Origin of the sequence: Brachybacterium sp. FME24 (assembly GCF_014897705.1) — a bacterium.
Lineage (GTDB): Bacteria > Actinomycetota > Actinomycetes > Actinomycetales > Dermabacteraceae > Brachybacterium.
In genome coordinates, this window is record NZ_JABUXV010000008.1 from 44,367 (window position 1) to 70,709 (window position 26,343).

The following is a 26,343-nucleotide window of genomic DNA, read 5'->3' on the forward strand; positions in this document are numbered from 1 at the left end:
CGGCCCCCGCCCCACCAGGGCAGGGGCCGCCTCTCTTGACCGCCCGGCCGACGATATCGGCCGCTGCCGACGGAAGCGAGAACCGTGAAGCTCGAACTGCGCGGGATCACGAAGACCTTCGGGTCCTTCGTGGCCAATGACGCCATCGACCTGGTCGTCGAACCCGGGGAGATCCATTCCCTGCTGGGGGAGAACGGGGCCGGCAAGTCGACCCTGATGAACGTGCTGTACGGGCTGTACCGGCCCGACGGCGGCGAGATCGTGATCGATGGCGCTGCGGTCTCCTTCTCGGATCCGGGGGACGCGATGGCCGCCGGCATCGGGATGGTCCACCAGCACTTCATGCTGGTGCCCGTCTTCACGGTCGCCGAGAACATGGTGCTCGGGCACGAGCCCACCCGGGGCGGCCTGCTCGACCTCGGCGCGGCCCGAACTCTGGTGCGGGAGATCTCCGCCCGCTTCGGCTTCGACCTGGACCCCGACGCTCTGGTCGAGAACCTCCCCGTCGGCGCGCAGCAGCGCGTGGAGATCATCAAGGCCCTCAGCCGGAGCGCCGAGGTGCTCGTGCTCGATGAGCCCACCGCCGTGCTCACCCCGCAGGAGACCGATGAGCTGATGGCGATCATGAGGCAGCTGCGCGACGAGGGCACCTCGATCGTGTTCATCACCCACAAGCTGCGCGAGGTCAAAGCGGTCTCCGACCGCATCACCGTGATCCGACGCGGCACGGTCGTCGGCCAGGCAGATCCGTCGGCCGACCAGGCGGATCTCGCAGGACTCATGGTGGGCCGCCAGGTCTCCCTCGCTCAGGACAAGGCGGAGGCGACCCTCGGCGAGATCGCCCTCCAGGTCACGGACCTGCAGGTCACCGACGCAGCCGGTATCCGCACGCTCGACGGAGTCTCCTTCGAGGTCCGCCACGGCGAGGTGCTCGCGATCGCCGGGGTGCAGGGCAACGGCCAGACGGAGCTCTCCGAAGCCCTGCTGGGCCTGCAGGAGACCGTGCACGGCTCCGCACGGCTCGAGAGCCGCGAGCTCGTCGGCCGCAGCACCAAGCAGGTCCTCGACGCGGGCGTCGGCTTCGTCCCCGAGGACCGCACCCACGACGCCCTGGTGCCCGACTTCACCGTCGCGGAGAACCTCGTGCTGGACCAGCACGACCGCGCCCCCTTCGGCACCGCCCTCGCGATGAGCCCGAAGGCGGTGCGCGAGAACGCCGAGAAGCTCATCCCCGAGTTCGACGTGCGCACCGAATCTGCCGTCTCGGCGGTGTCGACCCTGTCCGGCGGCAACCAGCAGAAGGTCGTGATGGCTCGCGCTCTGAACCGGGAGCTCGCGCTGCTGATCGCCTCCCAGCCCACCCGCGGCGTCGACGTCGGCTCCATCGAGTTCCTGCACCGGCGGCTGCTCGACGAGCGAGACAAGGGGACGCCGGTGGTCATCGTCTCCACCGAGCTCGACGAGGTCGTCCAGCTCGCCGACCGCATCGCGGTGATGTATCGCGGCGCGATCCTCGGGATCGTCCCCGGCGACGAGGACCGTGACGTGCTGGGGCTGATGATGGCCGGCTACACCGCCGAGGCTGCTCGTGAGGCCGTGGCGGCGGGTGCCCGGACGACCGACTCGCAGCTCGCCGACGAAGGAGAGATCGTATGAGCACCGCCGTCGCCGATCCTGGGAGCACCGGATCCGCTCCGGGAGTCGGGTCCGGGAGCACCGGGACCCCGCCACCACCCGAGGAGCAGGCCGAGGCCCGCTTCGCCCAGATGCTGCAGAAGATCGCCCGCGGCGACCTGCTCGTGGTGGTGATGAGCTTCGTCTTCGCCTTCCTGGTCGGGTCCGTGCTGATCATCATCGCCGACGAGGAGGTGCGCGAGACGCTCGGCTACTTCTTCGATCGCCCCTCCGATGCGCTCACCGCCATCTGGCAATCGGTCACCCAGGCCTACGGGGCCATGTTCCGCGGCGCCGTGTTCGACGGCCCCGGCTTCTCCCGGATCGTCGAGGACCTGCGCGCGGCCGGCGGCTCCGGCACCTACGTGCTCTTCCCGGCGCTGGCGACCGGACTGCGCCCGCTCACGGAGACCCTCACCGTCGCCACCCCGCTGATCATCGCCGCTGCCGGCATGGCGGTCAGCTTCCGCGCCGGCCTGTTCAACATCGGCGGCACCGGTCAGCTCATCGTGGGCGCCATGGCCGCCGGGTACATCGGGTTCACCTGGGACCTCCCGATCGTCGTGCACCTGCTGATCGCGCTGCTCGGCGGTCTGCTCGCCGGCGCAGTCTGGGGCGGCATCGCCGGCTTCCTTAAAGCCCGCTTCGGGGCCAACGAGGTCATCAGCACCATCATGCTGAACTGGATCGCGACCTACCTGCTGTTCTTCGCCCTGAAGACGGCGGCCTTCACCGGCGCCAACCAGTCCCAGCCGACCTCACCATCGGTCTCGGACTCCGCCATCCTGCCCTCCCTGCTGGGTTCGGGCTTCCGGCTGCACGCCGGCCTGTTCCTCGCGGCCGGCGCCGCCGTGGTGCTGTGGTGGCTCATGAGCCGCTCCACCCTGGGCTTCCAGTTCCGCGCCGTCGGCTCCAACTCGCGTGCCGCCCAGGTCGCCGGTATCTCGCCCTCCCGCACCGCCTTCCTGGTGATGGCCGTCGCCGGGGCGCTGGTGGGCCTCGCCGGCGCCGTCCACGTGCTGGGTACCGAGAAGCGGCTCACCGAAGGTGTGGCCGGCAGCATCGGATTCGACGCGATCACCGTCGCGCTGCTGGGCCGCTCCGGCCCTGTGGGCATCGTCCTGGCCGGTCTGCTGTTCGCGGCGCTCTCCACCGGCGGGCGTTTCATGGAGACCAACCAGGGCGTCCCGCTGGACCTCGTGCAGGTCATCCAGGTCCTCGTCGTGCTGTTCATCGCGGCTCCGCCGCTCGTGCGCACCCTGATCGGACTGCGCCGCGTCGATCATCCCGGCGCCGGTGCCCGCGTGCTCCGCGCCCAGCGTGCGACATCCGGTGCCACCCAGAGCTCGTCGGCCGGTACTCAGACCGAGGCCGATCCTGCGACTGATCCGTCGGCGATCCCGTCGGCCGAGGTGGCCGCGCAGGATCCGGGGGCGCCACCCCCGGCCGCCGGATCCCCATCCGGCGCCGCGACGGACGCAGCCACCGACGCAGACGACCCCACCGACGCGAAGGGAGACGAGCGATGACCACCGCATCCGCCGTCGTCGCCGACGACTCCGAGATCCAGAAGAAGGTCGCCGACGTCCGGCCCGACAGCTGGTGGCACCTGCCCGCCACCACGACGGTGCTCGGCGCGGTCGCGCTCGTGCTGTTCGGTCTGCGCGGGATCCCCGGCGCCGAGTCCTCCTTCGCCCTGGCGCGTGACGGTGATCTGAACCCCCTGGGCATCGTCCCGGAGCAGATCACGGTCCCCTCGATCGGCACCGCGATCGCCCTCGCCGTGATCGCGCTCGTCGCCTCGGCGGGTCTATGGGTGCTCCATGCCCGCGTCGCCCGGCCGCGCCCGGCTGCGCGCATCTCCCTGATCGCGGTGTTCGCCGCCGCCTGGATCCTCGCGTTCATGACGTGGGTGATCTCCGAGCGCGCCCTGGACGTGGCCACGCTGCTGCAGGGGACCTTGGCCCTTGCCGTGCCGCTCGCCTTCGGTGCCCTGTCCGGGGTGCTGTCCGAACGCTCCGGCGTCATCAACATCGCCATCGAGGGCCAGCTGCTGTTCGGCGCCTTCGGAGCGGCCCTGGTCGGCTCCCTCGCCGGGAGCGCCTGGGTCGGTCTGCTCGCCGCGCCCGTCATGGCCCTGGTGATGGGGGCACTGCTGGCCCTGTTCGCTGTCGGCTATCGGGTCCAGCAGATCATCGTCGGCGTGGTGCTGAACGTGCTCGCCATCGGCATCACCTCCTTCTTCTTCGGCACCGTGATGCGGCAGAACCCGGGCATGTTCAACTCGCCGATGCGCCTGCCCACGCTGCGTATCCCGGTGCTCGCGGACATCCCCGTCATCGGCCGCGTGCTGTTCGAGCAGAACGTCCTGGTCTACCTGATGTGGATCATCGTCGCCGTGCTCACCGTCGCCCTGTTCCGCACCCGGTGGGGGCTGCGTGTGCGCGCCGTCGGAGAGCATCCCCGCGCCGCGGACACCGTCGGCATCGCCGTGAACCGCACCCGCTGGATCAACGTGCTGCTGGGCTCCGCGGTCGCGGGCCTCGGCGGTGCGACCCTGACCATCGGCACCGGTGTCGCCTTCGGCGAGGAGATGTCCGCCGGCAAGGGCTATATCGCGCTGGCCGCGATGATCCTGGGCCGTTACCACCCGATCGGCGCCCTGCTCGCGGCGCTCACCTTCGCCTTCGCGGACTCCCTGCAGCTGCGCCTGGGCACCACCTCCGCCGCCGAGGGCGGGGTGGCCATCCCCGGAGACTTCCTGCTCATGCTCCCGTACGTGGTCGCCCTGTTCGCCGTCGCCGGTGTCGTCGGGCGCGTGCGCGTCCCCGCGGCCAACGGAACCCCGTACGTCAAGCAGTGACCGGTGCGGGGCCGGCCCTCCTGCGTCGCGCCGCTGTGCCAGGCTGGACCCGCACCGAGCAAGGGCTCCGAGCACAGGCATCGAGCTCGCGCGCCGAGCATCCGCACCGCCGCGAGCGACCAGGAGGAACCATGGCAGGACCAGCCGTCCCGATCCCGGAGAACGGGCAGGTACGCGACCACCGCATCGAGGAGCCCTTCGGACAACTGCTCGACGTGGCGCGGGACCTCGCGTCGCGCGCCTACGCTCCCTACTCCCACTATCCGGTGGGGGCCGCCGCTCTCGTCGACGACGGACGCATCGTCTCCGGCTGCAACGTGGAGAACGCCGGGTACGGCGTGACCCTGTGCGCCGAATGCGGACTGATCAGCGAGCTCATCGCCGGTGGCGGCGGGAAGCTCACGGCTTTCGCCTGCGTGAACGGCCACGGCGAGGCCATCATGCCCTGTGGGCGCTGCCGCCAGCTGCTCTCCGAGCACGCCGCCCCGGGCCTGCAGATCCTCACGCCGCTCGGCGTGCAGGGGATGGACACGGTGCTGCCACAGGCTTTCGGACCGAACGACATCGAGGAGAAGCGACGCCATGACTGAGAACGCTGAGAACGCTGAGAACGCTGAGAACGGTGGGAGCACCGGAGTCGTCGAGCCCTATGACGTCGTCGACGTCATCCGCACCAAGCGAGACGGTGGGGCGCTGGAGGACGGACAGATCGACTGGGTGATCGACGCCTATACCCGCGGCGTCGTCGCCGAGGAGCAGATGGCGGCGCTGGCCATGGCCATCTACCTGCGCGGCATGGAGCGCGGCGAGATCGCCCGCTGGACGCACGCGATGATCGACAGCGGTGAGCGGATGAACTTCGACGCGCTGTCCAAGCGCACCACCGACAAGCACTCCACCGGAGGCGTCGGCGACAAGATCACCCTGCCGCTGGCCCCGCTGGTCGCCAGCTACGGGGTCGCGGTCCCGCAGCTGTCCGGCCGCGGGCTCGGCCACACCGGCGGCACCCTCGACAAGCTAGAGGCGATCCCCGGCTGGCGCGCCGACCTCACCGGCGCCGAGATGATGGCCCAGCTCGAGGATGCCGGCGCGGTCATCTGCGCTGCCGGCTCCGGCCTCGCCCCGGCCGACAAGAAGCTCTACGCCCTGCGCGACGTCACCGGAACCGTCGAGGCGATCCCGCTGATCGCCAGCTCGATCATGTCCAAGAAGATCGCCGAGGGCACCGCGGCGCTGACCCTGGATGTCAAGACCGGCGCCGGCGCCTTCATGAAGGACGAGGCCGACGCGCGCGAGCTGGCCCGCACCATGGTCGAGCTCGGCACCGACGCGGGCGTGCACACGGTCGCGCTGCTGACCGACATGTCCGCGCCGCTGGGCCGCACCGCCGGCAACGGGCTCGAGGTGCGAGAGTCCCTCGAGGTGCTCGCCGGTGGCGGCCCGGCGGACATCGTCGAACTGACCTGCGCCCTGGCCCGCGAGATGCTCGCCGCCGCCGGGGTCCACGACGCCGATGTCGAAGCTGCGCTCGCCGATGGCCGTGCCATGGACACCTGGCGCGCGATGATCTCCGCCCAGGGCGGTGACGTCGATGCGCCGCTCCCGGTCGCGAAGCACGTCGAGGAGTTCCGGGCGAGCCAGGACGGCGTGGTGACCGGACTGGACGCCATGGGCGTGGGCGTCGCCGCGTGGCGCCTCGGCGCGGGTCGCTCCCGCCCGGGGGAGGCCGTGCAGGCCGCCGCCGGCGTGGAGCTCGCCGCACACATCGGGGATGTCGTGAAGGCCGGTGACGTCCTGGCACGACTGCACACGGACACGCCGGAGCGCATGGGCCGGGCCGTCGAGGCGATCGAGGGGTCGTGGACGCTCGCCGAGCCCGGCACCGCGGTGCCGGAGCGGAGGATCGTGCTGGACCGCATCGGCTGAGACGACGCCGACCGGTACGAACGCGGCGGAGGCGTTCCCCCGGGAACGCCTCCGCCGCTGTGTGTGCCTACTCGCGTCGAGCGATGGTCGATCAGAGCTCGCGCAGCGCCGGCAGGATGTGCTGCACCATCAGCGGTGCCAACCGGGTGCCGCTGCCCGGGTCCTGAATCCGGAACCAGCGATGATCGGCGAGCTCGGCGCGCACGGTCAGGGGCTCGGGCAGAGGAGTGCGGCAGACGAACACCGTGGAGCGGACCGTGGTGTCCGGCTCGTTCGCCGCGACCGCCTCGAACTCGCCGAGCAGGTCGAGGCCGGCGGGGTCCAACTGCACGCCGATCTCCTCGTCGACCTCGCGCAAGGCCGCTTCCAGGGCGGACTCGCCAGGCTCTAGCTTGCCCCCGACCTGCATGTAAGATCCCGTGCCGCGCTTGCGCACGGCGAGCAGCTCAGCGCCGCCCGGACCATCGCGCAGGAAGCTCACGGCCGTGATCCGCAGGACGTCGCCCATCTGGCCCGGGATGCGGTGACGAGACTCGGCCTCGGCGAGGGCAGTGAGGCGGTGCAGCCAGCGGGTCCCGGCATGGAGTCCTTCCGGGCGCATCCCGGCGCGGATCCAGCCGTCGATATCGGCGCGCTGGTCCCGGGCCAGGCCCCATCCACGGCGCAGGAGCGTCAGCGGGGGCTTGCGGCTCTCCCGGAGATCGCGCAGGAGTCGCAGGCCGAACACGACCGGTGTGGGGCGGTGCAGGACGATCGCGTCGGCCAGGAGCCCGGCGGCCGCCAAGGGGGCGATCAGCTCGGCGGCGAAGATGCCCTCGGCGATGATCAGCGGGGCGTCGCCGGCGTCGAGACGGGCACGGCCCGTGCGGCGCGACTGCGAGATCGAGTAGATGGGAACCTCGGCGGCGCCGTCGTGGGCGAGCGCCGTCAGCGCTTCGAGGGCCGCGCCGGCATTCCAGGAGGCCGGATCGTCCCAGTCCACGATGCCGAAGCGCCGTGGCAGACCGGGATCGTCCTGGTCCCGGTAGAACTCGTCCAGGCCCAGGACCGGCAGTCCCGAGCGACGCGACATCACGCCCTTGCCGCTGCCCGAGGGACCGGCGAGCAGGACGATGCGCCGCGGCGGACGGGAAAGGGTTCCAGGTCGAGTCACGAGCGTCGATTCTAGGCGCTGCGCCGCCTCCCGTGGCGGGTGTCCTGCTGGGCGGCGAGGCCGCTCACGCTCTGGCAGAGCATCTGGACGCAGTCGGCCAGATCGACACCCGCTCCGCCCGTGGTGGCGGCACTTCGATCTGCACGAGGACGGTTCCAGCCCGGTGGACCAGCCCACGCCTTCGCGTTGATCGAAATCCGCGAGCATCACCAAGAGTCCACAAGTGGCATCGCCGAGGAGCGGGGCGAGGGGCTGGGGAGGAACCGTCGTGGCAGGGCCTGCATGCCGGCTGATCATGGCGGACCCGAGCCCGGGTGATGGGCGGAGACGGCTTCGTGACGCGATCGTCGCCGGGGTGGATGCGGAGGGGGAGTCGGGTCTGCCAGGATCAGCCCATGACGACTTTCGACCGCGACCAGCTCGCCGCACTCATCGACCACACGCTCCTGAAGCCAGAGGCTATGCAGGAGGACGTCACCGCCCTCCTGCGCGAGGCCGAAGCGCTCGGCACCTACTCCGTGTGCGTCTCACCCTCGATGCTGCCGGTGGAGACCACGGTCAAGGTGGCGACCGTCTGCGGGTTCCCCTCCGGCCAGCACGCCCCGTCGGTGAAGGCCGCCGAGGCCGCCGACTCCGTGGCCAAGGGCGCCGACGAGGTCGACATGGTCCTCAACGTCGGCCTGGCCCGTGCGGGCGAGTTCACCGCCGTCGAGGACGAGATCCGCGGCGTGCGCGAGGCCGCGCCGCGGCCCGTGGTGCTGAAGGTGATCATCGAGTCCGCTGCCCTCACCGATGAGCAGATCATCGCCGTGTGCGAGGCCGCCGAGCGCGCCGGCGCCGACTTCGTGAAGACCTCCACCGGCTTCCACCCCGCTGGAGGGGCCTCCGAGCACGCCGTGCAGCTGATGCGCAGCACCGTCGGTGATCGCCTCGGCGTGAAGGCGTCCGGCGGGATCCGTACCCGCGAGGCCGCGGAGGCCATGGTTGCCGCAGGCGCCAGCCGACTGGGCCTGTCCTCCTCCCGCGCCATCCTCGACGGAGAGACCGGCACCGGGTACTGAGCTTCCTCCCGGAACCCGTCTGCGGTGCGCGCACGAGCCATCGGCGCGCACCGCGGATCGGGCGGGGTCAGGCCTGTCCGAGCACCACGCGCAGCTCGCCCTTCAGCGTCTCGAGGCGCTCGTCGGCGCGCCGGCGAAGTACCGACATCTCCGCTGACGGCGTTCCCGCGGGAACGTTCTGGACCACTTCGAGGTAGCACTTGAGCTTGGGTTCGGTGCCGGAGGGGCGCACCACGACCCGGGTGTCGTCCTGGCTGAGCAGCAGCACCCCCTCGGTCGGCGGCAGGCCTGTGGTCTCCACCGAACCCTGCGAGAGATCCTGATTCGTGGTCACGGCGGAGCCGAGCAGCTGGGACGGCGGGGCGCTGCGCAGCTGCTGCATCATCGAGGGGATCAGGGCGAGGTCCTCCACCCGGATCGACAGCTGCGAAGTCGCGTACAGGCCATGCGCCGCGGCGAGCTCGTCGAGCCGCCCGATCAGCGTGGTGCCCTCGGCCTTCGCGAGCGCAGCCATCTCCGCGACCATCAGCGCCGCCGACAGGCCGTCCTTGTCCCGCACCACCTCGGGCAGCACGCAGTAGCCGATCGCCTCCTCGTAGCCGAAGGCGATGCCCGGAGCCCGGGAGATCCACTTGAAACCGGTCAGCGTGGCCGCGGAGTCCACCCCTGCCTCTTCGGCGACCCGAGCCAGCCATCGGCTGGAGACGATCGAGCGGGCGAGCACGCCGCGGTACCCGTGCCGGCGGATCAGGTGGTCACCGAGCAGCACGCCGAGCTCGTCACCGGTGAGCATGCGCCAGCCATCGCGGTGCGGGTCGAGCACGGCGGCGGCGCAGCGGTCGGCGTCGGGATCGTTGGCGATCACGACATCGGCCTCGACGGTGCGGGCCAGCTCGAGCGCCAGATCGATCGCGCCGGGCTCCTCGGGGTTCGGGAACGCGACGGTGGGGAAGTCCGGGTCCGGATCGGCCTGCTTGGCGACCGTGTGGACCTCGACGAAGCCGGTGCGGTGCAGCGCCGCCAGCGCCGTCTCGGTGCCGACGCCATGCATCGCGGTGTGCACGATCCGCACGTCGCGGGGCCCGTCAGGATCAGGCAGCGCGCAGATCGCCTCGAGGTAGTCCTCGCGCAGCTGTTCGCCCAGCAGATCCCAGCCCGAGTCGGCGACCGGGATGTCCCGCACCGGGCCGACGGCGGCGATGCGCGCGGCGATCTGCCCGTCCGACGGCGGCACGATCTGGACGCCCTGCCCGTCGGGCTGCGCGGCGCGACCGCCGAGGTACACCTTGTACCCGTTGTCCGCCGGCGGGTTGTGGGAGGCGGTGACGACGATGCCGGCCTCGGCGTCGAGGTGGCGCACGCCGAAGGCCACCAGCGGGGTCGGGCCGAAGCGCTCGAGCAGCTGCACACGACAGCCGGCAGCCGTCATGATCGCCGCGGAGCGATGTGCGAACTCCTGCGAGTTGTAGCGGGCGTCGTACCCGATCACCACGAGCGGATCCTTCAGCCCGAGGTCGCCGAGCAGGTGATCGGCGAGGCCGCGAGCGGCGCGGGAGACCACGGCGAGGTTCATCCGGTTCGGCCCCGGGCCCATGCGCCCGCGCAGCCCGGCGGTGCCGAACTCCAGATCCCCGCAGAACGCGTCGGCGATCTCCTCGATGGCCGGATCGCCGGCGGTGCGGGACCGCTCCAGCAGCGAGGTCAGCGCGGAACCGGTCGCCGGATCAGGATCGTCCGCGAGCCACGCCTCGGCGCGCGTCCGCAGATCCGGATCGAGGCGGGGCCCGTCGGCGGCGGGGGGACCGTCCGGGGCCATCACGCCTGCTCCTGGGCGGCGGCCGACGGGGCCCCGCCGGTGAGTCGGCGAACGGTCTCGGCCAGGAGTGCCGAGATCCGCGGGCCCGCGTCGCGGCCTGCCTCGAGGACCTCGGCGTGGCTGAGGGGCAGCGCGCTGATTCCCGCGGCGAGGTTGGTGACCAGCGAGATGCCCAGGACGTCCAACCCGGCCTCGCGGGCGGCGATCGCCTCGAGCGCGGTGGACATGCCGACCAGGTGCGCGCCGATGGTCCTGGCCATCTGCACCTCGGCGGGGGTCTCGTACGTCGGCCCCTGGAACTGCATGTACACGCCCTCGTCCAGCGAGGGGTCGACCTCTCTCGCGATGTCCCGCAGCGCCGGGGTGTACAGATCGGTGAGGTCGACGAAGTTGGCGCCCACCAGCGGAGTGGCGCCGGTGAAGTTGATCTGGTCGGAGATCAGCACGGGGGTGCCGGGGGCCCAGGAGGGATCGATGCCTCCGCAGCCGTTGGTCAGGACCATGGTGCGTGCCCCGGTGGCGGCGGCGGTGCGCACGCCGTGCACGACGGCGTCGACACCGGCGCCTTCGTAGAAGTGGGTACGGGCACCGAGGACCAGCGCGCGGGCCCCGCTGCCGTGGACGCGGATCGAGCGGAGCGTGCCCACATGGCCGGCGACGGCCGGGGGTCGGAAGCCGGGGATGGTGGTGGCGTCCGCCTGCCACAGGGTCTCGCCGAGCAGATCGGCGGCGCCGGCCCACCCGGAGCCCAGCACCAGGGCGAGATCGTGGGAGGCGACACCGCTGGCCTCGGCGATCGCGGCGGCGGCATCGCGGGCGAGCAGGTACGGGTCCGAGACGGTTTCAGTCATGGCTCGAAGGTAGCGCAGCAGGGCTGATCCGCGCCCGCGAAACGGTCCGGTGTCCCGGCGTGGTGGGCCACAATGGAGGAGTGAGCGATCCCAGCACCGCCCTGCCGTCGGACCCCCATCGCGTCGCCCGCGCGGGCGACCGCTCGCGGGTCGTGATCATCGGCGGCGGGCCTGGGGGATACGAGGCCGCGCTGACTGCGGCCCGCCACGGCGCGCAGACCGTGCTGATCGAGGAACGGGGCATCGGCGGCGCTGCCGTGCTGACCGATGTGGTCCCGTCCAAGACCCTGATCGCCACCGCCGACGTGCTCGACCAGGTCGCGGGCTCCCAGGAGCTGGGCATCCGCAACGCCGACGACGGTTCCGCCCCTGGCACAGGCACCCTGAACGTCGACCTCGCCGCGGTCAACCAGAGGGTGCAGCGACTCGCGACCGCGCAGTCCGACGACATCCGCAAGAGCCTGCTCGCGGCGGGGGTGGAGATCCTCGATGGACGAGGTCGCCTCACCGGCCCCTCCCGCGTCGAGGTGGTGGACCACGCCGGCTCCGTGACGGACACCGTCGACGCCGACGTGACCCTGCTGGCCGTCGGGGCCCGGCCCCGCGAGCTGGAGACGGCGCCGTGCGATGGGCAGCGCATCCTGAACTGGACCCAGCTGTACGCGCTGGAGAGCCTGCCGAAGCACCTGATCGTCGTCGGCTCCGGGGTGACCGGTGCCGAGTTCGCGAGCGCCTACCGGGCCCTGGGGAGCGAGGTCACCCTGGTTTCCTCCCGCGAGAAGGTGCTCCCAGGCACCGACGCGGACGCCGCCGACGTGCTCGAGCACGCCTTCTCCCGTCGCGGGGTCACGGTCCGCTCCCGGACCCGGGCCGCGACGGCGCGTCACGAGGGGGACGGGGTCGTCGTCACCCTCACCTCGGGCGAGGAGATCGCCGGCAGCCACACCCTGATGGCCCTGGGCGGGATCCCGTCGACCCTCGACCTCGGACTGGAGGAGGCCGGCGTGCGGGTCACGGACAGCGGCCACATCGACACCGACCGCGTCTCGCGCACGTCCGTGCGCGGCATCTACGCCGCCGGCGACTGCACCGGCGTGCACCCGCTGGCGTCGGTCGCGGCGATGCAGGGCCGCATCGCCATGCATCACGCCCTCGGCGATGCCGTCTCCCCGCTGATCTCCGCGCAGGTCTCCTCAGCCGTGTTCACGAGCCCCGAGATCGCCGTGGTCGGGGTGAGCGAGCAGGACGTGGCCGACGGCACCATCTCCGGCGAGGTGCTGGCGCTGCCGCTGGAGACCAATCCGCGGGCGAAGATGCAGGGCCTGATCGAGGGCTTCGTGAAGCTCATCGTGCGCCCCGGCTCCCACACGGTGATCGGCGCGGTCGTCGTCTCGCCTCGGGCGAGCGAGCTGATCCTGCCCTACACGCTCGCCGTCGCGCATCGGCTCACGGCCGAGCAGGTCGCCGGGACGTTCACGGTCTACCCCTCGCTCACCGGGTCGCTCGCCGAGGTGGCCAGGCGGCTGACGACCTCCCTCGGCGACTGACTCAGTCGTCGATCGCGCAGAGCACGGCGCCCGCGGAGACGGTCGCGCCGATCTCGGCGCTCAGCCCCGTGACCACACCGGAACGGTGCGCGGTGATGGGCTGCTCCATCTTCATCGCCTCGAGCACCACGAGCAGGTCGCCGTCGGCGACGCTCTGGCCCTCCTCGGCGACGATCTTCACGATGGTGCCCTGCATCGGCGCAGTGACCGAGTTGCCGCCTGCGGCGGTCCCGCCGGCCTCGCGGTGCTGGCGCTTGCGGCGCGAGCGCACAGCGGCCTGCGGTGCGCGCAGGGAGGCCGGAAGGCTGATCTCCACCCGGCGGCCGTCGACCTCGACCACGACGGCTTCGCGGTCCTCGGGATCCTCGGGCTGCGCCGGCAGGGGCGCCGCGGGGATGTCGTTGTCGAACTCGGTCTCGATCCAGCGGGTGTGGATGCTGAAGGGAGTCTTGGGGTCCGCAGGAGCGAAGGCGGGATCCTCGACCACCGCGCGGTGGAAGGGAAGCACGGTCGGGATGCCGTCGACGCGGAACTCCGCGAGCGCCCGACGGGAACGCTCGAGGGCCTCCTGACGGGTGGCGCCGGTGACCACGAGCTTGGCGAGCATGGAGTCGAACGCTCCGGAGATCTCATCGCCCGCGCGCACGCCCGACTCGACGCGCACGCCCGGGCCCGAGGGCAGGTCGTAGCGCTGGATGCGGCCGGGGGCGGGCATGAAGCCGCGTCCGGGGTCCTCGCCGTTGATGCGGAACTCGAAGGAGTGGCCGCGCACGATCGGGTCCTCGTTGCTGATGCTCTCGCCCGCGGCGATGCGCAGCTGCTCGCGCACCAGGTCCACGCCGGCGACCTCTTCGGTGATGGTGTGCTCGACCTGGAGGCGGGTGTTGACCTCGAGGAAGGAGATGGTGCCGTCGATCCCCACGAGGAACTCGCAGGTGCCGGCGCCGATGTAACCGGCCTCGCGCAGGATCGCCTTGGAGGAGGAGACCAGCTGGGCGTTCTGCTGGGAGGTGAGGAACGGCGCGGGGGCCTCCTCGACGAGCTTCTGGTGGCGACGCTGGAGGGAGCAGTCGCGGGTGGAGACCACCTGGACGTTGCCGTGCCTGTCCGCGAGGCACTGGGTCTCGACGTGGCGGGGGGAGTCGAGGTAGCGCTCCACGAAGCATTCGCCGCGGCCGAACGCCGCAGTGGCCTCGCGCACTGCGGAGTCGAACAGCTCGCGCACCTCGGACTCGTCGCGGGCGACCTTCAGGCCGCGGCCGCCGCCGCCGAACGCGGCCTTGATGGCGATCGGCAGGCCGTTGGCACGGGCGAAGTCGACGACCTCGTCGGAGTTCTCCACCGGATCCTTGGTGCCTGCGACCAGCGGGGCTCCGGCCTTCTGTGCGATGTGTCGGGCGGAGACCTTGTCGCCGAGCTTCTCGATCGCCGAGGGGGGCGGACCGATCCAGGTGAGTCCGGCGTCGATGACGGCCTGGGCGAAGTCGGCGCGCTCGGAGAGGAAGCCGTAGCCCGGGTGGATCGCGTCGGCACCGGAACGGTGGGCGATGTCCAGGATCTTGTCGACCACCAGGTACGAGCTGGCGGCCGTCGTGCCGCCGAGGGCGTAGGCCTCGTCGGCGATCTGCGTGTGCAGCGCGTCGCGGTCGGGATCGGCGTAGACGGCGACGGAGCGGAGCCCGGCGTCCCGGCAGGCCCGTGCGACCCGCACCGCGATCTCTCCACGGTTGGCGATCAGCACCGTGGACAGGGGGCGGGACTTCGAGGAGCGTGCGGGCATGGTCGAGGGTTCCTTCCGGGAGTCAGCAGAGGCCGAGTCTAGTACCGCGTCCGCTCACTCGGACGCAGGGCTCGATGTGGCCCCTGCTGGCGTGTTCGACGCCTCCTCGAAGGGTGCGTCTTCCCACAGCTCGTGAACGGCGATGCCGATCTCGCGGAGCATCCCGCGCAGCAGCGGCAGGGAGAGGCCGACGACGGCGTGGGGGTCCCCGTCGACACCCTCGATGAACGGCCCGCCCAGAGCGTCGAGGGTGAAACCGCCGGCCACCCCCAGGGGCTCGCCGGTGGCGACGTAGGCGTCGATCTCCTCGTCAGAGAGGGCCGCGAACGTGACCTGGCAGCTCGCGGTCGCCCCGAAGGTGGCGGCGGTGCCGCCGTCCTCCTCGTCGCGGTCGTCGACCAGCCAGTGCCCGGAGTGCAGGGTGCCGGTGCGGCCGCGCATCGCGTGCCAGCGAGCGGTGGCGGCCTCGACGGTGCGGGGTTTGCCGATGACCTCGCCGTCGAGCTCGAGCATCGAGTCGCAGCCCAGCACCACGTAGCCGCCGTCGCTGCGGGAGGTCGCGGCCACGGCCTTCTCGCGGGCCAGCAGCAGCACCTGATCGGAGGGGAGCAGGGCGTCGTCAGGGTCACCGGAGGCCGCCGCCCGCTGGTGGGCCGCGGCGAGGATCGCCTCCTCGTCGAGATCGACGCTCATCGTGCTGTGCTCGATGCGAGCGGAGCTCAGGGTGGCGCGGCGCCCCGCGGAGGCGGAGGCGAGCAGCAGCAGCGGATCGTAGTCGGTGGAGTTCTCGGTGGACTCGGCAGTCATGACAGGGCTCCTTCGAGGACGGACAGTGGCAGGCTTCCCAGCTCGAGGGCGCGGCGGTGGAAGTCGCGCACCTGGTCAGGATGATCGGTGGGGCCGGTCGCGGCCTCGCGCAGCTGCTCCCAGACCCGTTGGCCGATCTTGTAGGAGGGGGCCTGTCCGGGCCAGCCCAGGTACCGGTTCAGCTCGAAGCGCTGCTCGGCCTCGGTGACGCCCCAGTGCTCGGTCATGAAGTCCCAGGCCTTGTCGTAGGTCCACGCGCCTCCGGCGGACCCCGCCAGGGACTCCGGCATGGCCAGGCCGACGTGGAACCCGATGTCGAGCACCACCCGGCCGGCGCGCAGTCGCTGGGCGTCGAGCATCCCGAGCCGGTCGCCGTCGTCGGACAGGTATCCCAGCTGGTCCATGAGGCGTTCGGCGTACAGGGCCCATCCCTCGCCGTGGCCGGCGACCCAGCACATCATCGCTCGCCAACGGTTCAGGGTGGTGGCCTGCAGGGCCTGGGTGCCGACCTGCAGGTGATGGCCGGGGACGCCTTCGTGGTAGACGGTCGTGGTCTCCAGCCAGGTGTGGAACTGCGTCGTTCCCGCGGGAACGTCCCACCACATGCGACCGGGCCGGGTGAGGTCCTCACTGGGCCCGGTGTAGTAGATGCCGCCGGAGCCGGTCCGGGCGATGCGGCACTCGAGCCGGCGCAGCGGCTCGGGGATGTCGAAGTGGGCTCCGGCGAGCTCGTCGATGGCGCGATCGCTGAGGTCCTGCATCCAGGTGCGCAGGGCCTCGGTGCCGTGCAGGATCCGTGCCGGGTCGGCGTTCAGGCTCTCCTTGGCGGCGGCGACCGAGCTCCCGCCGCCCTGGCCGTGGCGTGCGTTGATCCGCCGGGCGACCTCCTCCTGCTCGGCGACGACGGAGCGCAGCTCCTCGATGCCCCAGGCGTAGGTCTCCTCGAGGTCGATCTCGGTGCCCAGGAAGGTGCGCGAGGACAGCTGATAGGTGTCGCGGCCCACGGCGTCGGCCTCCGGGGCGCGGTCCACGAGGGAGGTCAGCTCCTCGGCGAGGGCGAGATAGCCGTCGGCTGCGGTGCGGGCCGCTTCGGCGACCCGGTCGCGCTGGGCGTCGTCCCCCTGGGCCTGGGCGGCGAAATCGGCGAAGAAGCCGTCCTTCGCGGCGAAGCCGCGAGCCTGCTGCGCCCCGAGCAGGAGCTGGCGTCGGGCCGAGACCGCACCATGGTCCGCGGCCTCGCGCAGCGACTCGGCCCAGCTGGACAGTGCGCGCGGCATGGCGGCCATCCGTGCGGCGATCACCTGCCAGTCCGCGGCGGATTCCGTGGGCATCTGATCGAGCGCATCGCGGGATTGCAGGGGGGAGGCAAGATTGTTGACCGTGGCGATGTCCAGGCGCTGCTCGGCGCGCTCGACCTCGAGGCCCAGGCGCTCGGTGAGGGCGGCGCGGGTGACCGCGTCGGTCTCATCCTCATCAGGGACGCCCTCGAGGCGGTTCAGCAGAGCGCGGGCGGCGTCGGTCCGCTCGGCGACTGCTCCGGGGGAGAAGTCGGTGACCTCGGCGTCGTGACCGGCGATGCCGAGCTCGGTGGCGAGGAACGGATCCAGAGCGGCGCTGAGATCGACGTACTCATCGGCGAGGCGGTCCAGGGCCGATGAAGCACGGCCGGGCGCGGGGGAGGGCGTCACGGGCATGTCGGGCAGTCTAGTGCTGGGCGCGGCCGTGCTGAGCCGTGCTCAGCGGTCTGCGAACTGCCAGGCCGTGGGGGAAGCGTGAGCGCGCAGCGCGTGGCCGCGCGGGTGGGTGTGCACACCGTCTCCCCAGGCGCTCTCCTCGCCCGTGCGGCCCTCCGCCAGGTGGCGCTCCTCGGCTTCCAGACGGCTGGTGACGCTCATGGTGGAGACCACCACGGCGATCGCCGCGAGCTCGTCGGCACCCAGGCGGCCCTGGACCAGGCGCACATCGGAGCCGGCCACGCCGGCCGTGTCCGCGGTGCTCACAGCGGGATGTTCCCGTGCTTCTTGGTGGGCAGGGTGTCGCGCTTGGTGCGCAGTGCACGCAGCGCCCGGGAGACCTCGATCCGGGTGTCGGCGGGTCGGATCACGCCATCGATCCACCCGCGCTCGGCGGCGGTGTACGGGGTCGCGAACTGCTCCTCGTACTCGGCCTCGAAGCGGGCCCGCTCGGAATCGACGTCCCCGCCGGACTCTGCGGTGGAGCGCAGATCCTGGCGGTGGAGGATGCTCACCGCGCCCTGGGCGCCCATCACCGCGATCTGGGAGGTGGGCCAGGCGAGGTTGATATCCGCGCCCAGATCCTTGGAGCCCATCACGATGTAGGCACCGCCGTAGGCCTTGCGGGTGATCACGGTGATCAGTGGGACGGTCGCCTCGGCGTAGGCGTACAGCAGCTTCGCGCCGCGACGGATGATCCCGCTGAACTCCTGGTCCGTGCCGGGCAGGAACCCGGGGGTGTCCACGAAGGTGAGCACGGGAATGTTGAAGGAGTCGCACAGCCGCACGAATCGCGCGGCCTTCTCGGAGGCGTCGATGTCCAGGGTGCCGGCGAAGTGCGAGGGCTGGTTGGCGATGATGCCCACGCTGTTCCCCTCGACGCGGCCGAAGCCGACCACGATGTTCTGCGCGAAGGACTGGTGGACCTCGAGGAACTCCTCGTCGTCCAGCACCGTCCGCAGCACCGCGAGCATGTCGTAGGGCTGGTTCGGGGAGTCCGGGATCAGGGCGTCCAAGGTGGAGTCCTGCGGAGTCGGGGACTCCTCGACGCGCATCGGGAACGACGGGGCCGGGGTCAGCGTGTTCGCCGGCAGGTAGCTCAGCACGTCCTTGACGTACTCGATCGCGTCGTCCTCGTCGGGCGCCATGTAATGGGCCACGCCGGAGCGACTCGCGTGCGTCTCGGCGCCGCCGAGCTCCTCGAAGCCGACGTCCTCGCCGGTCACGGTCCGGATCACGTCGGGTCCCGTGATGAACATGTGGGAGGTCTTGCGGACCATCACCACCAGGTCGGTCAGTGCGGGGGAGTAGACGGCGCCGCCCGCTGCCGGACCCATGATCAGGGAGATCTGCGGGATGACGCCGGAGGCGCGGGTGTTGCGCCGCATGATCCCGCCGAACGCGGCCAGCGAGGCCACGCCCTCCTGGATTCGAGCTCCGCCGCCGTCGAGGATGCCGATGATCGGTACCCCGGTGCTCAGTGCGAGGTCCTGGATCTTGTGGATCTTGCGGCCGTGGGCTTCGCCGAGGGAGCCGCCGAAGACGGTGAAGTCCTGGGAGTAGACGCACACCTGACGGCCGTCGATGGTCCCGTACCCGGTGATGATGCCGTCGCCGGCAGGGTGCTTGCGATCGATGCCGAAGCTGCGCGACTGGTGCGTCACGAAGCGGTCGGTCTCGACGAAGGAACCGTCGTCGAGCAGATCGGAGATGCGCTCACGGGCCGTCTTCTTCCCCCGAGCATGCTGCTTCTGGACAGCCACCTCGTCCGCCGCAGAGACCGCGGCAGCGTCACGCTCACGCAGGTCCTCGAGTCGCTGGGCGGTGGTGAGCGGCCGCGGGGCGTCGGTCACGGAGCCTCCTGCTGCGGCCGATGAGGCCGCCATGAATCCGGGGAGATGAACACCGGGATACTACGCTACGAGTCGCCGATGAGGGCCTGCCCCGACGCGGCATGGAGTGACATGTCCCTGTTCGGAGCGGCCTGGTGCGTTACTGGAGAGCAGCAGCACGAGGAAGGGCGGGTGCGAGATGGACGACACGGACGCCGGGGTCCCGGCCGGGATGCCCTCGCCGAGGATCATCCGCCTGGGCACGGTGACCTCCACCCAGGACGAGGCCGCCCAGCGCCTGGTCGCGGGGGAGGCGGTGCCGTTCGCCCTCACTGCTCGGGAACAGCGAGCCGGGCGCGGGCGTCTGGGGCGGCGCTTCGCGAGCCCCGACGGGGGCAACGTGTACCTGACCTATGTTCATCGCACCGGCCTCGACCTCGAGCGGCGCACCTGGTTCCCCCTCGCCGCCGGGCTCGCCGCCGTGGACGCCCTCTCCGCGGTGGTGGGCACGGACGGGGTGCGCCTGGGGCTCAAATGGCCCAACGATCTCCACACCGAGGACGGCCGCAAGCTCGGCGGGATCCTCGTCGAGGGTCGCGGCCCGGACGCCGTGCTGATCGGTATCGGCCTGAACGTGCGCGGTCCGGTGCGTGATGCGGATGGAACGGAGGTGCCCGGTGCGGCCTGGCTGCTCGGGGACCGAGGCGTCCGCCCCGGGGTCGGCGCTCCCGAGATCGACGAGGCCACCCGCACCGACAGCACCCGCGAGCAGATCGAACAGGCTCTCGCGACGGCGCTCGCCGCCGAGCTGGGAGCGCTCGAGTCCACTGACGGAGACGCCGACACAGCAGGCATCGCGCGGCGCTACACTATGACGTGCCTCACATTCGGGCAGGATGTGCGGGTCGATCCCCTGGGGGCGATCGGTGCGGGGGGAGCTCAGGCACGCCCCCTGCACGGCACCGCGCGGAGGGTCGACGTACGCGGCCGGCTGGTGGTCGATCTCGAGGAGGGCGACCAGGTGGCCGTGGATGTCGGTGATGTGAGACATGTGAGGCCGAGCGGATCCGCTCGGCCGACGGCGGACGCCGAGCGAGGCGTCGAACAGGAGGAACACGGCACGTGACCGGCGGCATGGAAGACCTGGAGCGCACGATGTCCTCGGACGGGGAATCCCCGTCAGGGGACCCTGTGGTGACCCCTGAGCAGTCGCCGGATCTGGAGCAGACCCCCCTCGAGGATCAGGAGATCCTCGACCTCAACCGGCGCTTCGCCGAGGTGCGGCGCAGCGTCGGCGCGCTCGAGAAGGTGCTGCTGCAGGGACCGCGCAAATACTCTCGCCGCGACCTCGCCCAGCAGCAGGACATCCCGGAACGGCTCACGTCCGTGTACTGGCGATCCCTGGGCTTCACCCCGGTCGACGAGGACACCGTCGTGTTCACCGAGGAGGACGCCTACTCCATCGGCGATCTCGCCGCGATCGTCGAGGACGGGGTGCTCTCGGAGCGCGCCTTCGAGAGCATCACCCGCGGGCTCGGCTTCCACATGGGGCGCCTGGCGATGTGGATCACCGAAGCCCTGGTCGATGAGGCCAAACACGCCGACGGCGCGGACGACGCCGAGGCCCGCCAGCAGATGCTCGACGCCGTCCCAGAGCTCCTGGAGACACTCGAGTCGCAGGTCATGTTCGCCTTCCGTCGACAGCTGGCTGCGTACGCCGCGCGCGCAGGCTCCGAGGTCCTGCACCGGGACACCGACGAGCTGTTCCCCCTGCAGCGGGCAGTCGGCTTCGCGGATCTCGTCCAGTTCACCCGGCTCGCGCAGGACCTCTCCGGCGCCGAGCTCGCCGATGTCGTCGGCCGCTTCGAGGCCGTGGGTCGCGACGTGATCTCCGTCGGGGGAGGCCGGGTCGTCAAGACCGTCGGTGACGAGATCATGTTCCTGGCCGACACGCCCGAGGACGGCGCCCAGATCGCCGTCAGCCTCGCCGAGAGGATCACGGCGGACCAAGGGCTGCCGCCGGTCCGGGTCGGACTGTCCTGGGGGTCGATGTTCTCCCGGTACGGTGACGTCTTCGGCCCCAAGGTCAACCTCGCCGCTCGTATGGAATCCGTGGCCCGACCCGGATCCGTGATCGTCGACTCCGCGACCGCCGACGCCATCACCCAGGCACTGCCCGGAGGATTCGCCATCTCCGACGGGGAGGACGTGGAACTCCACGGGATCGGGGAGGTGCGAGTGCAGGAGATGCGCCGTGACCGCTCGGCGCCCCTGGACCTGGGGCTGTGAGAATCGGGTCGACCGGCCCGGTACCCGCTGCGACGTAGGATGGAACTCGTGACACGACTGCTTCTCGTCGAGGACGACTCGGCCATCGCTGAACCACTCTCCCGCGCGCTCGATCGCGAGGGCTACACCGTCACGCGCGCCTCCCGAGGCATGGACGCGCTCGCGATCGCTGCCGGCCCCGAGCCGATCGACATGGTGATCCTCGACCTCGGCCTGCCCGACCTGGACGGTCTCGAGGTCGCGCGCAGGCTGCGCAAGGGGGGCCTCGAGTCGCCGATCCTGATCCTCACCGCTCGGGCCGACGAGGTCGACGCGGTGGTCGGTCTCGACGCCGGCGCCGATGACTACGTCACCAAGCCGTTCCGCCTCGGCGAGCTGCAGGCCCGCATCCGAGCCCTCATGCGGCGCTCCCAGGCGATGGAGGAAACCGGCGACGCCTTCGACGTCAACGGTGTGATGCTGGACGTGGCCGCCCGCCGCGCGTACGTCGACGGCGAGGAGCTGAGCCTGTCGGCCAAGGAGTACGACCTGCTGACCGTGCTGGTGCGCGAGTCCGGCAGCGTGGTCACCCGCGATGACCTGATGCGTGAGGTGTGGGGCGCCGAATGGTGGGGCTCCACCAAGACCCTGGACATGCACGTCTCCTGGCTGCGCCGCAAGCTCGGCGACGACGCCACGAACCCGCGCCGGATCACCACGGTGAGGGGTGTCGGCTTCCGGTTCGAGACCGGCACGGAGAACTGACGCGTGTGGCAACGCGTCCTGCAGGCCACGATCATCACCGTGGTCCTGGCGGTGCTGATGCTGGGGATCCCGCTGGGCTGGTCCTGGCTGCAGCTCGCTGAGCAGAGGCTCTACGCGCAGGCCAACGAGATCCTGGACGACACCCGCAACGCCACCGACGCACGACTGAACGAGGGGCGCCCGCTGGATGAGGCGATGCTCCAGAACATCGTCGATCAGCAGACGGATCTGAACATCCAGATCAGCGTGATCCACGACGGCACCACCGTCAGTGCGGGTGAACCCCCCGGCAACGACCCTCTGTCGGTCCGCACCAACGGCGTGGAGCAGCAGCAGATCGCCGTCGACATCCCGAAGTCGGACGTGCGAGCGCACACCGCGAGCGCCTGGGTGCTGATGGCCGTCGCAGGTCTCGCAGCGCTCTCGATCGGCGCGTCGGTCGCCCTGTGGCAGGCGCAACGGATCTCGATGCCGCTGGCCCGGTTGAACCGGCGGGCGGAGGAGATGGGTTCCGGCCGCGCCCGCGGCCCCTGGAGCGCCTCGGGCATCTCCGAGATCGACGACGTCGCCGAGGAGCTCATCCGCTCCGGCGCGCTGCTCACCGAACGCCTCGAGGCTGAGAGCCAGCTCGCCTCGAATGCCTCCCATCAGCTGCGCACCCCGCTGACCGCGCTGTCGATGCGTCTGGACGAGATCCTCGCGACCAGCTCGGAGGAATGGGTGCGCGAGGAGGCCCGGATCTCGCTGGATCAGATCGACCGGCTCACCGAGGTGGTCCATGACCTCATCAACGCCCCGCGCTCCTCGGCGCGCCGCTCCCCGGGAGTGGTCGAGCTGCGCTCGATGCTCACCCAGCAGAGCGAGGAGTGGTCACCCGCCTACCGTCGTGCCCAGCGCGAGCTGCGGATCCAGGTGCCGCGCAGCGCCGCCGTCTGGGGGTCCACCGGTCCGCTCACCCAGGTCATCGCGACGCTCATCGAGAACGCGCTGATGCACGGCGAGGGACGCACCACGGTGAAGGTGCGCCGCAACGAGCACTCCACCGTCATCGAGGTCACCGACGAGGGCGGCGGCATCGACTCCGCTCTCGGCACCCGGATCTTCGAACGATCCGTCTCCGGTCGCAGCTCCTCGGGAACCGGTGTGGGGCTGGCCCTGGCCCGCACCCTGGTCGAGGACGACGGCGGGCGTCTCGAGCTGCTCACCGAGAATCCGGCGAAGTTCGGCGTGTTCCTCATCTCTGCCCCCGGAGAGGACGACGACGTCGAATCGGAGTCGGGGGACCACCAGGGCGACGTGGTCTCGGACGACTTCGGGACGCTTCCCCAAGGGTCCGTGGTCCGGCGCCGTCCGCACTCGCGGGCCTGATCCTCGTACACTGACCGCCGTGTCCGAGACCTCGCAGCCCCCCGACCTCCCCGCCGCCCCGATCTCCGGGGCACGCCGTGTCGGCATCATCGGCGCCGGTCAGCTGGCCCGCATGATGCTCGGCCCCGCCATCGAGCTGGGAGTGACCACCCCCGTGCTGGCCACGTCGCGCCAGGAGAGCGCGGCGATCGTCGCCGGGCAGGTGCGCCTGGGTCGCCACGACGACGAGCAGGCGGTCCGGGACCTCGCCGCCGAGGTCGACGTGATCACCTTCGACCACGAGCACGTCCCCACCGCGATCCTCGAGCAGATCGGGGCGGAGGATCTGGCCGCGGTGCGCCCCGGGCCCGCGGCCCTGGTGCACGCCCAGGACAAGCTCGTCATGCGCGAACGGCTGACCGCCCTCGGCCATCCCTGTCCTCGCTGGTGGCGCGTCGGTTCCCGCGCCGACATCGCCGACGCGCTCGCCGGGACCGGCGGCCGTCTCGTGGTGAAGACCCCGCGCGGCGGGTACGACGCCCATGGAGTGCGGGTCATCGAGTCCGACGATCAGGTCGACGACTGGCTCGCCGAGCACGGCGAGCTGCTCGCCGAGGAACTCGTCCCGTTCACCCGGGAGCTCTCCGCCCAGGTCGCTCGTCGGCCCGGGGGAGAGGCCCTTGCGTACCCCGTGGTGCATTCCGTCCAGAAGGACGGGGTCTGCTACGAGGTGGTCGCCCCGGCACCCGGTCTCGACCCCGCCGCCCAGCAGCGCATCCAGCAGCTCGCCCTCTCGATCGCGGAGGACCTCGACGTGGTCGGCATGCTCGCCGTCGAGCTGTTCGAGACCGAGGGCGGCGCCGTGGCGGTCAACGAACTCGCCATGCGCCCCCACAACACCGGGCACTGGTCCATGGACGGTGCCGTCACGGGCCAGTTCGAGCAGCACCTGCGGGCGGTCGCCGACCTCCCCCTGGGCTCCACCGCGCCGCTCGCCCCGGTCTCCGTGATGGTGAACCTCCTCGGTGGCACCGCCGAGGATCTCGCCCCCGGGGCGTACGCGGCGCTCGCCGCCGATCCCGAGCTGAAGATCCACCTCTACGGGAAGTCCGTGCGCCCCGGGCGGAAGCTCGGCCACGTCACCCTGGTGGGCGAGGACCACGATGACCTGCTCGAGCGCGCCCACCGCGCGGAGCGTCTGATCATCGACGGCCCCGCCGCTCCCGAGACCACCGCACGCCCCGCGAAGGAGACCCGATGACCGAGATCGCGCCCCGCCCCCTGGTGGGCATCGTCATGGGCTCGGACTCCGACTACCCCGTCATGAAGGCCGCCGAGGAGGCGCTCGCCGAGTTCGAGATCGACGTCGAGGTCGACGTGGTCTCCGCGCACCGGATGCCCGAGGACATGCTGAGCTGGGGCCGCTCCGCAGCGGAGCGCGGTCTGCGGGTCGTGATCGCCGGCGCCGGCGGTGCCGCGCACCTGCCCGGCATGCTCGCCTCCCTCACCCCGCTGCCGGTGATCGGCGTGCCTGTGCCCTTGAAGCACCTCGACGGCATGGACTCCCTGCTCTCGATCGTGCAGATGCCCGCCGGGGTCCCGGTCGCGACCGTGTCGATCGGCGGGGCCCGCAACGCCGGGCTGCTCGCCGCCCGCATCCTCGCCGCCGGCGGCGACGACGAGGCCTCCCGACTGCGGGAGCGCATGACGGCCTTCCAGTCCGAGCTGCGGGAGAGCGCGCTGCGCAAGGGCGAGGCGCTCCGGGCCTCGCGGTGACGCCCGCCGCCTCGGCGGCTCCCGGCGACCAGGGCGCTCCGCGCGGCCGGGTCGCCTGGCTGGATCTGGCCAAGGCGACCTCGATCGTCCTGGTCGTCCTCTATCACGTGGCGGCCTCGAACGGGCACGAGCTGCTCGGCGAGGGGACGGCCGCCCGGTGGTGGTCGGCCGCGAACCTGGCGCTGATCCCGTTGCGGATGCCGCTGTTCTTCGTGGTGGCCGGGGTGCTCGCCGCCCGCGCGGTGGAGCGACCGTTCGCGGAGACCGTGGGACCGCGGATCCTCGACCTGCTGTGGCCGTACGTGCTGTGGTGCCTGCTGTTCGCCGCCATCGGCTGGCTCCGGTACGCGCCCGAGGATCCCTGGGGCTTCGTGCGGGGCGAGGTCACGGGACTCCTGGTGGCGGGATCCCCGTACTGGTTCATCGCTGTCCTGCCGGTCTTCTTCGTGCTGACGAAGCTGCTGCGCGAGCATCGCGCGGTGCTCCTCGCCCTGACCTTCACGGCCTATGCCGCCGCGCCGTTCCTGTACCGGGCGATGACGCTCGCGCAGCTGCCCGGCGACCTGAACTACGGAGTGTTCCAGCTCACCGACAACGCCCTGTGGTACGCGGCGGGGTTCGCCCTGCACCCTCGGATCCTGAGGGCAGGGGAGCGGCCGCGAGTGACCAGGGCCGTGCTGCTGGGCGCTGTGTTCGTCCCGATCGCCCTGGTGCTGCGCCTCGAACTGCCCATCGGCCCCGTCCGTGCTCTGGAGCTGGTGGCCTCGCTGTGCGGGCTCGGCGCCTGCATCTCCCTGCTGCCGCTGCTGGCCCGCTGGCCACCGCTCGCCCGGGCAGGCTCCTACCTCGGGGCGCGCACGCTCCTGATCTACCTGGTCCATCCGATCGTGCTCACCCTTCTGGTGATCCTGTGGCGGGCGACAGGAGCCACGACGTGGACCGATTCCCTGTTGGCGGACCTGATGCTGATCCCGGTGGTGACCGTCGGCGCGATCGCCCTCGCCCTCGCGGCGGACCTCGTGATCGCCCGTCGCGGACCGGCGTGGCTGACGTCCGCCCCGCGCCGGCGCGAGATGCGCAACAGCTCGGCGAGGACGGCAGGTCGGGCATCCCGAGGATGATCGCTCGCGGTATCGTCGAGGGC

Annotated in this window: 22 protein-coding genes; 14 read left to right on the forward strand and 8 right to left on the reverse strand. The window is 71.3% G+C overall.

All coding sequences use genetic code 11. The features are described 5' to 3' along the window. The first annotated feature begins 84 nt into the window (after positions 1-84). The 5 genes from INT51_RS10460 (at position 85) to INT51_RS10480 (ending at position 6,463) form a co-directional block, all read left to right on the forward strand. Positions 85-1,656 carry an ABC transporter ATP-binding protein gene (locus tag INT51_RS10460; RefSeq protein ID WP_193105249.1) on the forward strand — a complete coding sequence of 524 codons (1,572 nt, stop codon included), beginning with the start codon at positions 85-87 and terminating at the stop codon, positions 1,654-1,656. Beyond that, a complete protein-coding gene (locus tag INT51_RS10465) occupies positions 1,653-3,203 on the forward strand; it encodes an ABC transporter permease (RefSeq protein ID WP_193105250.1) in 1,551 nt (516 codons plus the stop codon). The genes INT51_RS10460 and INT51_RS10465 overlap by 4 nt, the downstream gene beginning before the upstream one ends. Next, entirely contained in the window at positions 3,200-4,537 is a 1,338-nt protein-coding gene (locus tag INT51_RS10470) for an ABC transporter permease (RefSeq protein ID WP_193105251.1), read from the forward strand. The genes INT51_RS10465 and INT51_RS10470 overlap by 4 nt, the downstream gene beginning before the upstream one ends. Before the next feature lie 131 nt (positions 4,538-4,668). After that, the gene (locus INT51_RS10475; RefSeq protein ID WP_193105252.1) at positions 4,669-5,127 is read left to right on the forward strand and encodes a cytidine deaminase; all 459 of its coding nucleotides are present in this window, start codon (positions 4,669-4,671) and stop codon (positions 5,125-5,127) included. Then, complete coding sequence (locus INT51_RS10480; RefSeq protein WP_193105253.1) at positions 5,120-6,463, forward strand: thymidine phosphorylase; 1,344 nt, start codon at positions 5,120-5,122, stop codon at positions 6,461-6,463. Before INT51_RS10475 ends, INT51_RS10480 begins: the two co-directional genes overlap by 8 nt. 91 nt (positions 6,464-6,554) lie before the next feature. On the opposite strand, the gene INT51_RS10485 is transcribed toward INT51_RS10480, so the two are convergent. Then, positions 6,555-7,616, reverse strand: a complete 1,062-nt coding sequence (locus INT51_RS10485) for an NUDIX domain-containing protein (protein ID WP_304502151.1) — start codon at positions 7,614-7,616, stop codon at positions 6,555-6,557. A gap of 395 nt (positions 7,617-8,011) precedes the next feature. Between INT51_RS10485 and deoC the strand changes: the two genes are divergently transcribed. Continuing rightward, the gene (gene deoC / locus INT51_RS10490; protein ID WP_193105254.1) at positions 8,012-8,677 is read left to right on the forward strand and encodes a deoxyribose-phosphate aldolase; all 666 of its coding nucleotides are present in this window, start codon (positions 8,012-8,014) and stop codon (positions 8,675-8,677) included. A 67-nt stretch (positions 8,678-8,744) separates the two neighbouring features. Here deoC and INT51_RS10495 read toward each other — a convergent pair whose 3' ends face one another. Together INT51_RS10495 and INT51_RS10500 are read right to left on the reverse strand one after the other, a co-directional pair. Then, positions 8,745-10,493: a phospho-sugar mutase gene (locus INT51_RS10495; protein ID WP_193105255.1), complete on the reverse strand. Its 1,749-nt coding sequence runs from the start codon at positions 10,491-10,493 to the stop codon at positions 8,745-8,747. Then, positions 10,493-11,344: a purine-nucleoside phosphorylase gene (locus tag INT51_RS10500; RefSeq protein WP_193105256.1), complete on the reverse strand. Its 852-nt coding sequence runs from the start codon at positions 11,342-11,344 to the stop codon at positions 10,493-10,495. The genes INT51_RS10495 and INT51_RS10500 overlap by 1 nt, the downstream gene beginning before the upstream one ends. A gap of 80 nt (positions 11,345-11,424) precedes the next feature. Here INT51_RS10500 and INT51_RS10505 point away from each other — a divergent pair, with 80 nt between their 5' ends. Continuing rightward, positions 11,425-12,891, forward strand: coding sequence for an NAD(P)H-quinone dehydrogenase (locus tag INT51_RS10505; RefSeq protein WP_193105257.1), 1,467 nt, complete (start codon positions 11,425-11,427; stop codon positions 12,889-12,891). A 1-nt stretch (position 12,892) separates the two neighbouring features. Here INT51_RS10505 and INT51_RS10510 read toward each other — a convergent pair whose 3' ends face one another. Genes INT51_RS10510 through INT51_RS10530 form a run of 5 tightly spaced genes read right to left on the reverse strand, consistent with a single transcriptional unit; the run spans position 12,893 to position 19,064 of the window. Beyond that, positions 12,893-14,671: a biotin carboxylase N-terminal domain-containing protein gene (locus INT51_RS10510; RefSeq protein ID WP_193105258.1), complete on the reverse strand. Its 1,779-nt coding sequence runs from the start codon at positions 14,669-14,671 to the stop codon at positions 12,893-12,895. Between the two features lie 54 nt (positions 14,672-14,725). Further along, positions 14,726-15,478 (reverse strand): nucleoside triphosphate pyrophosphatase, encoded by a 753-nt coding sequence (locus INT51_RS10515; protein ID WP_193105259.1) that lies wholly within the window; start codon positions 15,476-15,478, stop codon positions 14,726-14,728. Further along, a complete protein-coding gene (locus tag INT51_RS10520; RefSeq protein ID WP_193105260.1) occupies positions 15,475-17,172 on the reverse strand; it encodes a DUF885 domain-containing protein in 1,698 nt (565 codons plus the stop codon). The genes INT51_RS10515 and INT51_RS10520 overlap by 4 nt, the downstream gene beginning before the upstream one ends. Before the next feature lie 42 nt (positions 17,173-17,214). Next, on the reverse strand, positions 17,215-17,478 hold the full coding sequence (locus INT51_RS10525; RefSeq protein ID WP_193105261.1) for a hypothetical protein: 264 nt from the start codon (positions 17,476-17,478) through the stop codon (positions 17,215-17,217). Continuing rightward, positions 17,475-19,064, reverse strand: a complete 1,590-nt coding sequence (locus INT51_RS10530) for an acyl-CoA carboxylase subunit beta (RefSeq protein ID WP_193105262.1) — start codon at positions 19,062-19,064, stop codon at positions 17,475-17,477. The genes INT51_RS10525 and INT51_RS10530 overlap by 4 nt, the downstream gene beginning before the upstream one ends. A 178-nt stretch (positions 19,065-19,242) precedes the next feature. Between INT51_RS10530 and INT51_RS10535 the strand changes: the two genes are divergently transcribed. The 7 genes from INT51_RS10535 to INT51_RS10565 are packed head-to-tail and all read left to right on the forward strand — an operon-like array spanning position 19,243 to position 26,320. Further along, positions 19,243-20,169, forward strand: coding sequence for a biotin--[acetyl-CoA-carboxylase] ligase (locus INT51_RS10535; protein WP_193105263.1), 927 nt, complete (start codon positions 19,243-19,245; stop codon positions 20,167-20,169). Next, positions 20,166-21,332 carry an adenylate/guanylate cyclase domain-containing protein gene (locus INT51_RS10540; RefSeq protein ID WP_304502152.1) on the forward strand — a complete coding sequence of 389 codons (1,167 nt, stop codon included), beginning with the start codon at positions 20,166-20,168 and terminating at the stop codon, positions 21,330-21,332. The genes INT51_RS10535 and INT51_RS10540 overlap by 4 nt, the downstream gene beginning before the upstream one ends. Positions 21,333-21,380: 48 nt before the next feature. After that, entirely contained in the window at positions 21,381-22,076 is a 696-nt protein-coding gene (locus tag INT51_RS10545; protein WP_304502153.1) for a response regulator transcription factor, read from the forward strand. A gap of 3 nt (positions 22,077-22,079) precedes the next feature. After that, a complete protein-coding gene (locus INT51_RS10550; RefSeq protein WP_193105265.1) occupies positions 22,080-23,444 on the forward strand; it encodes a HAMP domain-containing sensor histidine kinase in 1,365 nt (454 codons plus the stop codon). A gap of 19 nt (positions 23,445-23,463) precedes the next feature. Next, positions 23,464-24,684 carry a 5-(carboxyamino)imidazole ribonucleotide synthase gene (locus INT51_RS10555; RefSeq protein ID WP_370540800.1) on the forward strand — a complete coding sequence of 407 codons (1,221 nt, stop codon included), beginning with the start codon at positions 23,464-23,466 and terminating at the stop codon, positions 24,682-24,684. Further along, entirely contained in the window at positions 24,681-25,199 is a 519-nt protein-coding gene (gene purE / locus INT51_RS10560; protein ID WP_193105266.1) for a 5-(carboxyamino)imidazole ribonucleotide mutase, read from the forward strand. Before INT51_RS10555 ends, purE begins: the two co-directional genes overlap by 4 nt. Then, on the forward strand, positions 25,196-26,320 hold the full coding sequence (locus INT51_RS10565) for an acyltransferase (RefSeq protein ID WP_193105267.1): 1,125 nt from the start codon (positions 25,196-25,198) through the stop codon (positions 26,318-26,320). The genes purE and INT51_RS10565 overlap by 4 nt, the downstream gene beginning before the upstream one ends. The last annotated feature ends 23 nt before the right edge of the window (positions 26,321-26,343 follow it).

Excerpts from the sequence above, each read along its gene's own strand:
- INT51_RS10475 (WP_193105252.1), top strand. The coding sequence starts at position 4,669 with ATGGCAGGACCAGCCGTCCCGATCCCGGAGAACGGGCAGGTACGCGAC.
- INT51_RS10535 (WP_193105263.1), top strand. The coding sequence starts at position 19,243 with ATGGACGACACGGACGCCGGGGTCCCGGCCGGGATGCCCTCGCCGAGG.
- INT51_RS10470 (WP_193105251.1), top strand. The coding sequence starts at position 3,200 with ATGACCACCGCATCCGCCGTCGTCGCCGACGACTCCGAGATCCAGAAG.
- INT51_RS10510 (WP_193105258.1), bottom strand. The coding sequence starts at position 14,671 with ATGCCCGCACGCTCCTCGAAGTCCCGCCCCCTGTCCACGGTGCTGATC.
- purE (WP_193105266.1), top strand. The coding sequence starts at position 24,681 with ATGACCGAGATCGCGCCCCGCCCCCTGGTGGGCATCGTCATGGGCTCG.
- INT51_RS10465 (WP_193105250.1), top strand. The coding sequence starts at position 1,653 with ATGAGCACCGCCGTCGCCGATCCTGGGAGCACCGGATCCGCTCCGGGA.
- deoC (WP_193105254.1), top strand. The coding sequence starts at position 8,012 with ATGACGACTTTCGACCGCGACCAGCTCGCCGCACTCATCGACCACACG.
- INT51_RS10495 (WP_193105255.1), bottom strand. The coding sequence starts at position 10,493 with ATGGCCCCGGACGGTCCCCCCGCCGCCGACGGGCCCCGCCTCGATCCG.
- INT51_RS10500 (WP_193105256.1), bottom strand. The coding sequence starts at position 11,344 with ATGACTGAAACCGTCTCGGACCCGTACCTGCTCGCCCGCGATGCCGCC.
- INT51_RS10480 (WP_193105253.1), top strand. The coding sequence starts at position 5,120 with ATGACTGAGAACGCTGAGAACGCTGAGAACGCTGAGAACGGTGGGAGC.
- INT51_RS10515 (WP_193105259.1), bottom strand. The coding sequence starts at position 15,478 with ATGACTGCCGAGTCCACCGAGAACTCCACCGACTACGATCCGCTGCTG.
- INT51_RS10520 (WP_193105260.1), bottom strand. The coding sequence starts at position 17,172 with ATGCCCGTGACGCCCTCCCCCGCGCCCGGCCGTGCTTCATCGGCCCTG.